Genomic DNA, 9,134 nt, shown 5'->3' with positions numbered 1-9,134 from the left:
GCGCCCAAGAGCGAGGTCCCCGACGCGGCGTTCCAGCCGCCGATGGTCGTCTTCCAGCCGCCGGCCATCCCCGCCGAGGAGGCCCCGCCGCGCCGGCCCAAGGCCGAGAGCCAGCCCAAGCCGAAGGCCGAGCCCAAGGCGGAGCCGAAGCAGGAGGCGCCGAAGGCCGATGAGGCCGACGACCAGGCCGATGACGACGAGGGCGGCGACAAGGGCCGACGCCGCCGGCGCCGCCGTGGCGGCCGCGATCGTGGCAAGGCGCGCGACGGCCAGGATGGCGAGGACACCGGCAAGGAGACCGACGAGGACGCCCAGCAGGCCGACGAGGAGTCCGGCGACGAGGGCGAGGAGGGCTCCTCCTCGAGCCGTCGCCGTCGCCGCCGTCGTCGTCGTACGGGCGTGGGCGAGTCCGACGACATCGCGGGCGACGACCCGCCCAACACCGTCGTGCACGTTCGCGAGCCCCGCAGCGCCGAGGACGAGGTGCAGGCGGTCAAGGGCTCCACGCGTCTGGAGGCCAAGAAGCAGCGCCGCCGTGAGGGACGCGAGCAGGGCCGCCGCCGGCCGCCGATCGTCACCGAGTCGGAGTTCCTGGCCCGCCGTGAGTCCGTCGAGCGCGTCATGGTGATCCGCTCGGAGGGCGACCGTACGCAGATCGCCATCCTCGAGGACAACGTGCTGGTCGAGCACTACGTCGACCGGTCGAGCCACCAGTCCTACGTCGGCAACGTCTACCTCGGCAAGGTGCAGAACGTCCTGCCGTCGATGGAGGCGGCGTTCGTCGACGTCGGCAAGGGCCGCAACGCCGTGCTGTACGCCGGCGAGGTCAACTGGGACCTGGCCGGGCTGGAGGGCCAGCCGCGCCGCATCGAGTCGGCGCTGAAGTCCGGCCAGTCGGTCCTCGTCCAGGTCACCAAGGATCCGCTCGGGCACAAGGGCGCGCGGCTGACCAGCCAGATCTCGCTTCCGGGCCGCTACCTGGTGTACGTCCCGGACGGCTCGATGACCGGCATCAGCCGCAAGCTGCCCGACAAGGAGCGCACGCGTCTCAAGCAGATCCTCAAGAAGGTCATGCCCGAGAGCGCCGGTGTGATCGTGCGCACCGCCGCCGAGGGCGCGGCCGAGGAGGAGCTGGCCCGCGACGTCTCGCGCCTGTCCGCGCAGTGGGAGAACATCAAGCGCCAGTCCAAGACCGCGAACGCCCCGGCCATGCTGTACGGCGAGCCGGACCTGACCATCCGGGTCGTGCGCGACATCTTCAACGAGGACTTCAGCAAGCTCGTCGTCCAGGGCGAGGACGCCTGGGACATGGTCAAGGAGTACGTCGGCTACGTCGCGCCGCACCTGGCCGACCGGCTCGAACTCTGGTCCGACGGTGAGGACGTCTTCTCCGGCTACCGCGTGGACGAGCAGATCGCCAAGGCCATGGAGCGCAAGGTGTGGCTGCCCAGCGGCGGCTCGCTGGTCATCGACCGCACCGAGGCCATGACGGTCGTCGACGTCAACACCGGGAAGTTCACCGGGCAGGGCGGCAACCTCGAGGAGACCGTCACCCGCAACAACCTCGAGGCCGCCGAGGAGATCGTCCACCAGCTCCGGCTGCGTGACATCGGCGGCATCATCGTCATCGACTTCATCGACATGGTCCTGGAGAGCAACCGGGACCTGGTGTTGCGCCGGATGCTCGAGTGCCTGTCGCGTGACCGCACCAAGCACCAGGTCGCCGAGGTGACCTCGCTCGGGCTGGTCCAGATGACCCGTAAGCGCGTCGGCGGGGGCCTGCTGGAGTCCTTCTCCGAGCCGTGCGAGTGCTGCAACGGCCGCGGGATCCACGTGACCCTGTCGCCGGTCGAGCCGAAGGCCGAGAAGTCCAGCGGGTCAAGCCGGCGTCGCAAGCGCAAGGGCGACGTCGAGAAGGCCGTCGAGGACAAGGTGGCCCAGGCCGAGCGCGCCAAGGAGGCAAAGGAGGCCAAGGAGGCCGCCAAGGCGGAGGCCAAGGAGCCCGCCGCGGCCGACACCGGGGAGAACGGCCACAGCGCCGAGCCCGCCGCCGTGGCCACCGAGCCCGGCGGCCCGGCCGAGCACGTCGAGGTGAACGACTCCGAGCCCGCTGCCAACGGGCGCCGTCGGCGTTCTCGCCGGTCGCCGCGGGCCAAGTCCGAGGCGGCGGCGGACTGACGCACCAGGGCGTGGATCGGCGCGTTCACGCCGGTCCACGACCGCGATGGCGTCCGGTTCGACCTCAGGGCTCCCGATCCGGTATCCTGAGGGCCCGGCGCTCTCGCGCCGTTGTTAGCGCGCCTGAGGCCCCTCGCCCGACGGGGTGCAGGCAGCAGCTTCCGAAATGAGCTTCAGTTCGGTAAGTCGTGCCCGAGGCACGCAAAGGAAAGGTTCCGCGGTGTACGCGATCGTCCGTTGCGGCGGCAGGCAGGAGAAGGTGGCCGTCGACGACGTGCTCGCCGTTGACAAGCTGTCCGGTGAGGTCGGCTCCACGGTGACACTGCCGGCAGTGCTCGTCGTCGACGGCGACAACGTCGTCAGCGCGCCCGCCGATGTGGCCAAGTACGAGGTCACCGCCGAGATCCTCGGTGCCACCAAGGGTCCGAAGATCAACATCATGCACTACCGGAACAAGACCGGGTACAAGCGGCGCATGGGTCACCGTCAGCCGTACACCCAGGTCAAGGTGACCGGTATCAAGGCCGGAAAGTAGGTCGCAGAGATGGCACACAAGAAGGGCGCCTCGTCCAGCCGCAACGGCCGTGACTCCAACGCTCAGCGGCTCGGAGTGAAGCGGTTCGGCGGCCAGGTCGTCAACGCGGGCGAGATCATCGTCCGGCAGCGCGGCACGCACTTCCACCCGGGTCCGGGTGTGGGGCGCGGCGGCGACGACACGCTGTTCGCGCTCATCCCGGGCGCGGTCGAGTTCGGCCGCTACCGCGGACGTCGCGCCGTCAGCATCGTTCCTCCGGCGGAGTAGGTCCGCCGGCGACCCGTGCCGACCCAGAGGGCGCCCCGACCCGGGGGCCCGAGTTGGATGGCACGCACGACTTCGAGACGAGGGCGGACCGATTGATCGGTCCGCCCTCGTCGTGTTTCACGACAGGAAGAAGGAACCATGCCGGATCGTGCCGTTCCCCCGGAGACGGGGGAGCACGACGGCCACCGGGACGACCACGCCCAGGACCGCGCCCGGGGCCGTGCCCCGGGCGGCAAGGGCGCGCAGTTCATCGACCGGGTGACGCTGCATCTGCAGGCCGGCAACGGCGGAAACGGCTGCGCCTCGGTGCACCGGGAGAAGTTCAAGCCGCTCGGCGGCCCGGACGGCGGCAACGGCGGGCGCGGCGGCGACATCACCTTCGAGGTCGACCCGAACGCCGCCAGCCTGCTCGACTACCACAAGCGCCCGCACCGCAAGGCGAGCGGCGGCAAGCAGGGGCAGGGCGCGCACAAGAACGGCGCCAACGGCGGCGACCTCCTGCTGCCCGTGCCGAACGGCACGGTCGTCAAGACGGCGGACGGCGAGGTCCTCGCCGACCTGACCGGCGCCGGCACGCGGTTCGTCGTCGCCCAGGGCGGGCACGGCGGACTGGGCAACGCCGCGCTCGCCACCGCGCGGCGCAAGGCGCCCGGGTTCGCCCTGCTCGGCGAGCCCGGTGACGAGCTCGACGTCGTCCTGGAGCTGAAGTCCGTCGCCGACGTCGCGCTCGTCGGGTTCCCGAGCGCGGGCAAGTCGTCGCTGATCGCGGCCATGTCCGCGGCCAAACCGAAGATCGCCGACTACCCGTTCACCACGCTCGTGCCCAACCTCGGCGTGGTCAGCGCCGGGGAGTCCGTCTTCACGGTCGCCGACGTGCCCGGCCTCATCGAGGGGGCCAGCCAGGGCAAGGGCCTGGGCCTGGAGTTCCTGCGGCACATCGAGCGCGCCTCGACGCTGGTGCACGTGCTCGACTGCGCGACCCTGGAGCCGGGGCGCGACCCGATCTCCGACTTCGAGGTCATCGAGGCCGAGCTGGAGGCCTACAACGCCCTCGGCGACCGGCCGCTGGCCGACCGGCCCCGCGTGATCGTGCTCAACAAGGTCGACGTCCCCGAGGCCCGCGAGCTGGCCGAGCTCGTACGCCCCGAGTTCGAGCAGCGCGGGCTGCGCGTGTTCGAGGTCTCGGCCGCCACGCACGAGGGCCTGCGCGAGCTGGGCTTCGCGATGGCCGAGATGGTCAATGCCCACCGCGCCGCCCAGCCGGCCGAGGAGCCGACCCGGCTGGTCATCCGGCCGGCGCCGGTCGGCGGGCCGGAGTTCGAGGTCCGCCGCCTCGGCGACGGCAGCTTCCTGATCACCGGGGACAAGCCGCGCCGCTGGCTCCGGCAGACCGACTTCTCCAACGACGAGGCCGTCGGCTACCTGGCCGACCGGCTGGCCCGGCTCGGCGTCGAGGAGCGGCTGGCCGCGGCGGGGGCCGAGCCCGGTGCGACCGTGCTCATCGGCACCGAGGACGACTCGATCGTCTTCGACTGGGAGCCGGAGGTCCTCGCCGGGTCCGAGGGCGGGCTGGGCCGCCGGGGCACCGATATCAGGCTGGACGGCCGATGACGCACCGGAGGCCGACGAGCTGATGCGTACCGCGATCACGAGCGCCCGCCGCGTGGTGGTGAAGGCGGGTTCCTCCTCGCTCACCACCCCCGACGGCGCGATCGACGCCGCCCGCATCGACGCGCTCGTCGACGCCCTGGCCGGCTGGCGGAGCCCGGACGGGGCCAAGGGCCGCGAGGTGGTGTTCGTGTCCTCGGGCGCGATCGCCGCCGGGATGGGCCCGCTCGGCCTGCCGGCACGCCCGCGTGACCTGGCCATCCAGCAGGCGGCGGCGAGCGTGGGCCAGGGCCTGCTCATCGCCCGCTACGCGTCCTCCTTCGCGCGCTACGACCTGGGCGTCGGGCAGGTGCTGCTCACCGCCGACGACATGATGCGGCGCTCGCACCACCGCAACGCGCGTCGCACGCTCGAACAGCTCCTCGCCTTCGGCGTCGTGCCGATCGTCAACGAGAACGACACGGTCGCGACGGACGAGATCCGTTTCGCCGACAACGACCGGCTCACCGCCCTGGTCGCCCACCTGGTCCGCGCCGACGCGCTGGTCCTGCTCTCCGACGTCGACGCGCTCTACACCGGCGACCCGCGGCTGCCGGGCTCCCGCCGCATCGAGCACGTCCGCGGGCCCGCCGACCTCGACGGCGTACACCTCGGCGGCTCCGGGCGGGTCGGCACCGGCGGCATGGTGACCAAGGTGGAGGCCGCGCGCATCGCAGGCGTGCCGGTCGTGCTGACCGACGCCGCCTCGGTCCGCGCGGCGCTGGCCGGTGAGGACGCCGGCACGTACTTCCACCCGCCGGGGACACGGCCCTCGGCACGGCGTCAGTGGCTGGCGCACGCCACGACCGGCCAGGGACGGCTACGGCTCGACCCGGGCGCGGTCGAGGCCGTCGTACGCCGCGGCAAGTCGCTGCTGCCCGCCGGGATCACCGGGGTCGAGGGCGACTTCAGCCACCCGCCGGGGACCCGGTGGACATGTGCGACGAGCAGGGCGGCCTGATCGCCCGCGGGCTGGTCAACTACGACGCGGGGGAGATCCCGGACCTCATGGGCCGCTCGACGCGCTGGCTGGCGCGCGAGCTCGGACCGGAGTACGAACGCGAGATCATCCACCGGGACGACCTCGTCGTCCTGGCCAACTCTTGAGGCACCGTCGCGCTCGGCGGCGGGTAGGAGGGACAACGTGACCACCCAGGAGCAGGTTCTCGACGTGGCGCGGCGCGCCCGGCAGGCGGCGGCCGAGCTCGCCCCGCTGCCGCGCGCCACCAAGGACGCCGCGCTGCACGCGATCGCCGACGCCCTCCTCGCCCGGTCCGCCGAGATCGTCGAGGCGAACGCCGGTGACGTCGCCCGGGCCCGCGAGGCCGGCACGTCGGAGTACATGATCGACCGGCTGAGCCTGTCCGCCGAGCGCGTCGAGAAGATCGCGGCCGCGGTACGGCACGTCGCCTCGCTGCCGGACCCGGTGGGGGAGTCGGTCCGCGGCTACACCCTGCCGAACGGCCTGGAACTGCGGCAGGTCCGCGTGCCGCTGGGCGTCGTCGGCATCATCTACGAGGGCCGGCCGAACGTCACCGTCGACGCCGCCGCCCTGACGCTCAAGAGCGGCAACGCCGTGCTGCTGCGCGGCTCCTCCTCGGCGTACGACTCCAACGTCGCGCTGGTGGAGGTCATGCGCTCCGCGCTCACCGACGTGCCCGCCGACGCCGTGCAGCTCGTCCCGGGCCGCGACCGCGACTCGGTGAAATACCTCATGCGCGCCCGCGGCCTGGTCGACGTGCTGATCCCGCGCGGCGGCGCCTCGCTGATCAACTCGGTCGTGGAGGAGTCGACCGTCCCGGTGATCGAGACGGGCGTCGGCAACTGCCACGTCTACGTGGACGCCGACGCCGACCTCGGCATGGCCGTGGACATCCTGGTGAACGCCAAGACGCAGCGGCCGTCGGTGTGCAACGCGGCCGAGACGGTGCTCGTGCATCGCGACATCGCCGCCGACTTCCTGCCGCGCGCCCTGGCGGCCCTGCGCCGCGAGGGCGTGACCGTGCACGGCGACGAGGCGGTGCGCGCGTACGGCGACGACATCGTGGCGGCCACCGAGGAGGACTGGTCGAACGAGTACCTCTCCCTCGACCTCGCCGCGGCCGTGGTCGGCTCGCTGGAGGAGGCGGTCGCCCACATCCGCCGGTACGGCTCGGCGCACACCGAGGCGATCGTGACGACCTCGCAGCCGGCGGCCCGCCGGTTCGTGGCCCTGGTCGACTCCGCGGCCGTCATGGTCAACGCCTCGACGCGGTTCACCGACGGCGAGGAGTTCGGCTTCGGCGCGGAGATCGGCATCTCGACCCAGAAGCTGCACGCCCGCGGCCCGATGGGCCTGCCCGAGCTGACCTCCACCAAGTACGTGGTGACCGGCGAAGGACACCTCAGGGGCGCCTGACCTCGTCCGAGGGCGCGGGACCGCGCCGTCCGGCGAGAGCCAGCGCCGCGGCCAGGCAGGCCACCGGCACGACCGGCAGGACGTACCGGTGGTCGAAGTCGAGCACCGCGACCGGCACGACCAGCAGCGTGACCGCCGCGCCCCAGGGCAGCAGCGCGCCGCGCCGCAGGCCGAGCGCGCCCGCGAGGAGGATCGCCACCAGGAACGGGCCGCGCAGGTAGGCGGGGTACTGGTAGCCGCGCAGGACGGCGGCGTACGGCTCGGCGGAGTGGTACTCCCCGGTGGTGCCCGGGGCGTACGCGGACAGGAGCCGCCGCGCCGACGGCGGGACCCCGGTGGGTGCCCAGCGGCCCTTCGCGAAGCCGAACGCGGGTGTCACGCGCCGGGGATGGCGGGCCGGTGTCCAGTGGAAGGCCAGGGAGACGTCGTGGCCGACCGCGCCGAGGTAGTCCAGGGGCTGGGCGAGGATCGCCCGCAGCGCGAACGACCGGGCGAGGTCGTTGTTCGCGGCGGCGCCCCCGGGCATGCGGTTGATCGGCGCGCCGGGATCCCACACGTACTCGGATGCCGCGTCCTGCCAGGTGCCGTTCGGGCACAGCGGAACCTCGTCCGGCGGCGGCTGGATCCGGTGGCAGTCCGCGAAGGTCATGGTGCGCGCCCAGAGGGAGATCCCGTCGGTCCCGGAGAGGGCGAAGCGGCCGTGGTCGGCCCGGTACCAGCCGGCGAACAGCGCGAGGGGCAGCAGCCCGGCGACGGCGGCGACGGCGAACCGGCGCACGCCGACGCGGCGTGCCGCGAGGTAGGCCAGTACGAGCAGGAGCAGCGGCAGGCCGACGCTCCGGGTCAGCGCGGCCAGCGCGAGCGCCAGGCCCGCACCCGCCACCGCACGCCCCGACGGGCGGCCGGGCGACCACATCAGCGTCACCACCGCGACGACCACGAGGAACAGGAACATCGTGTCGGACAGCACGGCGTGCTCGAGCTGGAGCATCTGCGCGTCGAACAGCACGGGCACCGTCGCGAGCACGGCGCCCCAGCCGGGCACGCCCCTGCGGCGGAGCAGCGCGTACATCAGCAGGCCGGTCGCGAGGCCGAGGACGTGCTGCGCCGCGACCACGACGGGCACGCTGTGAAACGGCAGGAGCAGGCGTAGCAGCAGCGGGTAGCCGATGCCGCGAAAGCCCGTCCCGGGGCGCGGGTGCAGCGCGAGGTCGAGGTACTCGTAGGAGTCGATGTAGTAGATCCGGCCGGGCCGGTATCCCAGCATCGTCACGGCCCGCAGCCCGGCCGCGACGGTGAGGACGACCGCGAACGGCGCGTGCGCCGCCCACCGCGTACGTCCGCCGTGTGGGCGGGACGGCAGGGGGGAGACCGGCGCCTCCGCGTCGGCCACGAGCTGCGGCAAACCGATCAGCTCCTTATTATAATAAAGTCCAATAGAGCCGGGACGGGCGTCACCGGCCACCCCGCTCAGGGCCGCGGGGCGGTTCGGCGACTTCGGAGAGTGGTGGGGGCGCGCGCTACGCGGTGCCGGGAGGCGCCCTCACCCGCGGGTCAGTTCCAGTACGGGTCGTTCTCGAACACGCATGGCCGGACCGGGCCTTTCACCACATAGGACCCGAGCTTCCACAGTCTCGTGCGGTGGGACTCGGCGAGCTCCAGCACGAGCGTCTGACCGGGTTCGATGCGCTGCGGGAAGATCTTGAAGACGTTCACCCGCGCGGGCCGCCCCGGCTCGGCCCATACGAGCGGTTCGTGCGCGAGCGTGTCGCGATACGACTTGGGGAGGTCGGACATCCTCGTCGCGCGCCGGACGGGGTCCGGGGGAGGGGACGGGCCGACCACGGTCCCCCGCTCGCCGGCGCATCTCGTGTGCTGGGGCAGATAGGTGATGTCGGTCCGGGCGCCGTCGTTCGCGAGCTCCTTCTCCAGCCGGGCCGACGCCCGGAACTCCTTGATCGTCACGGTGATCGAGCCGTCGGCGTTCCGGGTGACCGCGTAGGCCGCACCGGCTTCGGAGCCGATCAGCGTGGGGACGGCGAGCGTCGTCAGGCCGGCCACCGCGGCGGCGGCCACGGCCAGCGGCCGCCACCGCGCCGTCGCGGGCGG

Annotated in this window: 7 protein-coding genes and 1 pseudogene; 6 read left to right on the top strand and 2 right to left on the bottom strand. The window is 72.7% G+C overall.

The window, feature by feature from the left end:
* The 6 genes and pseudogenes from ACFFNX_RS40540 to ACFFNX_RS40515 form a co-directional block, all read left to right on the top strand.
* On the top strand, positions 1-2,178 hold a 2,178-nt coding region (locus tag ACFFNX_RS40540; protein ID WP_378211492.1), incomplete at its 5' end, for an Rne/Rng family ribonuclease.
* 220 nt (positions 2,179-2,398) lie between these two features.
* Complete coding sequence (rplU, locus tag ACFFNX_RS40535) at positions 2,399-2,713, top strand: 50S ribosomal protein L21 (protein ID WP_285585043.1); 315 nt, start codon at positions 2,399-2,401, stop codon at positions 2,711-2,713.
* 9 nt (positions 2,714-2,722) lie between these two features.
* Positions 2,723-2,980, top strand: a complete 258-nt coding sequence (gene rpmA, locus ACFFNX_RS40530; RefSeq protein WP_252778778.1) for a 50S ribosomal protein L27 — start codon at positions 2,723-2,725, stop codon at positions 2,978-2,980.
* Between the two features lie 138 nt (positions 2,981-3,118).
* Positions 3,119-4,591: a GTPase ObgE gene (gene obgE, locus ACFFNX_RS40525; RefSeq protein ID WP_378211491.1), complete on the top strand. Its 1,473-nt coding sequence runs from the start codon at positions 3,119-3,121 to the stop codon at positions 4,589-4,591.
* A gap of 22 nt (positions 4,592-4,613) precedes the next feature.
* Positions 4,614-5,734 (top strand): annotated as a pseudogene (gene proB / locus ACFFNX_RS40520) (glutamate 5-kinase).
* A 37-nt stretch (positions 5,735-5,771) separates the two neighbouring features.
* On the top strand, positions 5,772-7,025 hold the full coding sequence (locus tag ACFFNX_RS40515) for a glutamate-5-semialdehyde dehydrogenase (protein WP_378211490.1): 1,254 nt from the start codon (positions 5,772-5,774) through the stop codon (positions 7,023-7,025).
* Here the strand turns inward: ACFFNX_RS40515 and ACFFNX_RS40510 are convergent.
* Both ACFFNX_RS40510 and ACFFNX_RS40505 read right to left on the bottom strand, forming a co-directional pair.
* Positions 7,012-8,430, bottom strand: coding sequence for a phospholipid carrier-dependent glycosyltransferase (locus ACFFNX_RS40510; protein ID WP_378211489.1), 1,419 nt, complete (start codon positions 8,428-8,430; stop codon positions 7,012-7,014). The genes ACFFNX_RS40515 and ACFFNX_RS40510 overlap by 14 nt on opposite strands.
* 149 nt (positions 8,431-8,579) lie before the next feature.
* The coding region (locus tag ACFFNX_RS40505) for a hypothetical protein (RefSeq protein ID WP_378211488.1) at positions 8,580-9,134 on the bottom strand (555 nt) is incomplete at its 5' end.

It is taken from the genome of Actinoallomurus acaciae (assembly GCF_042429965.1).
Taxonomy (GTDB): domain Bacteria; phylum Actinomycetota; class Actinomycetes; order Streptosporangiales; family Streptosporangiaceae; genus Actinoallomurus; species Actinoallomurus acaciae.
The sequence above is the reverse complement of the archived record's forward strand: the minus strand, read 5'-3'. Positions and strand labels throughout refer to the sequence as shown.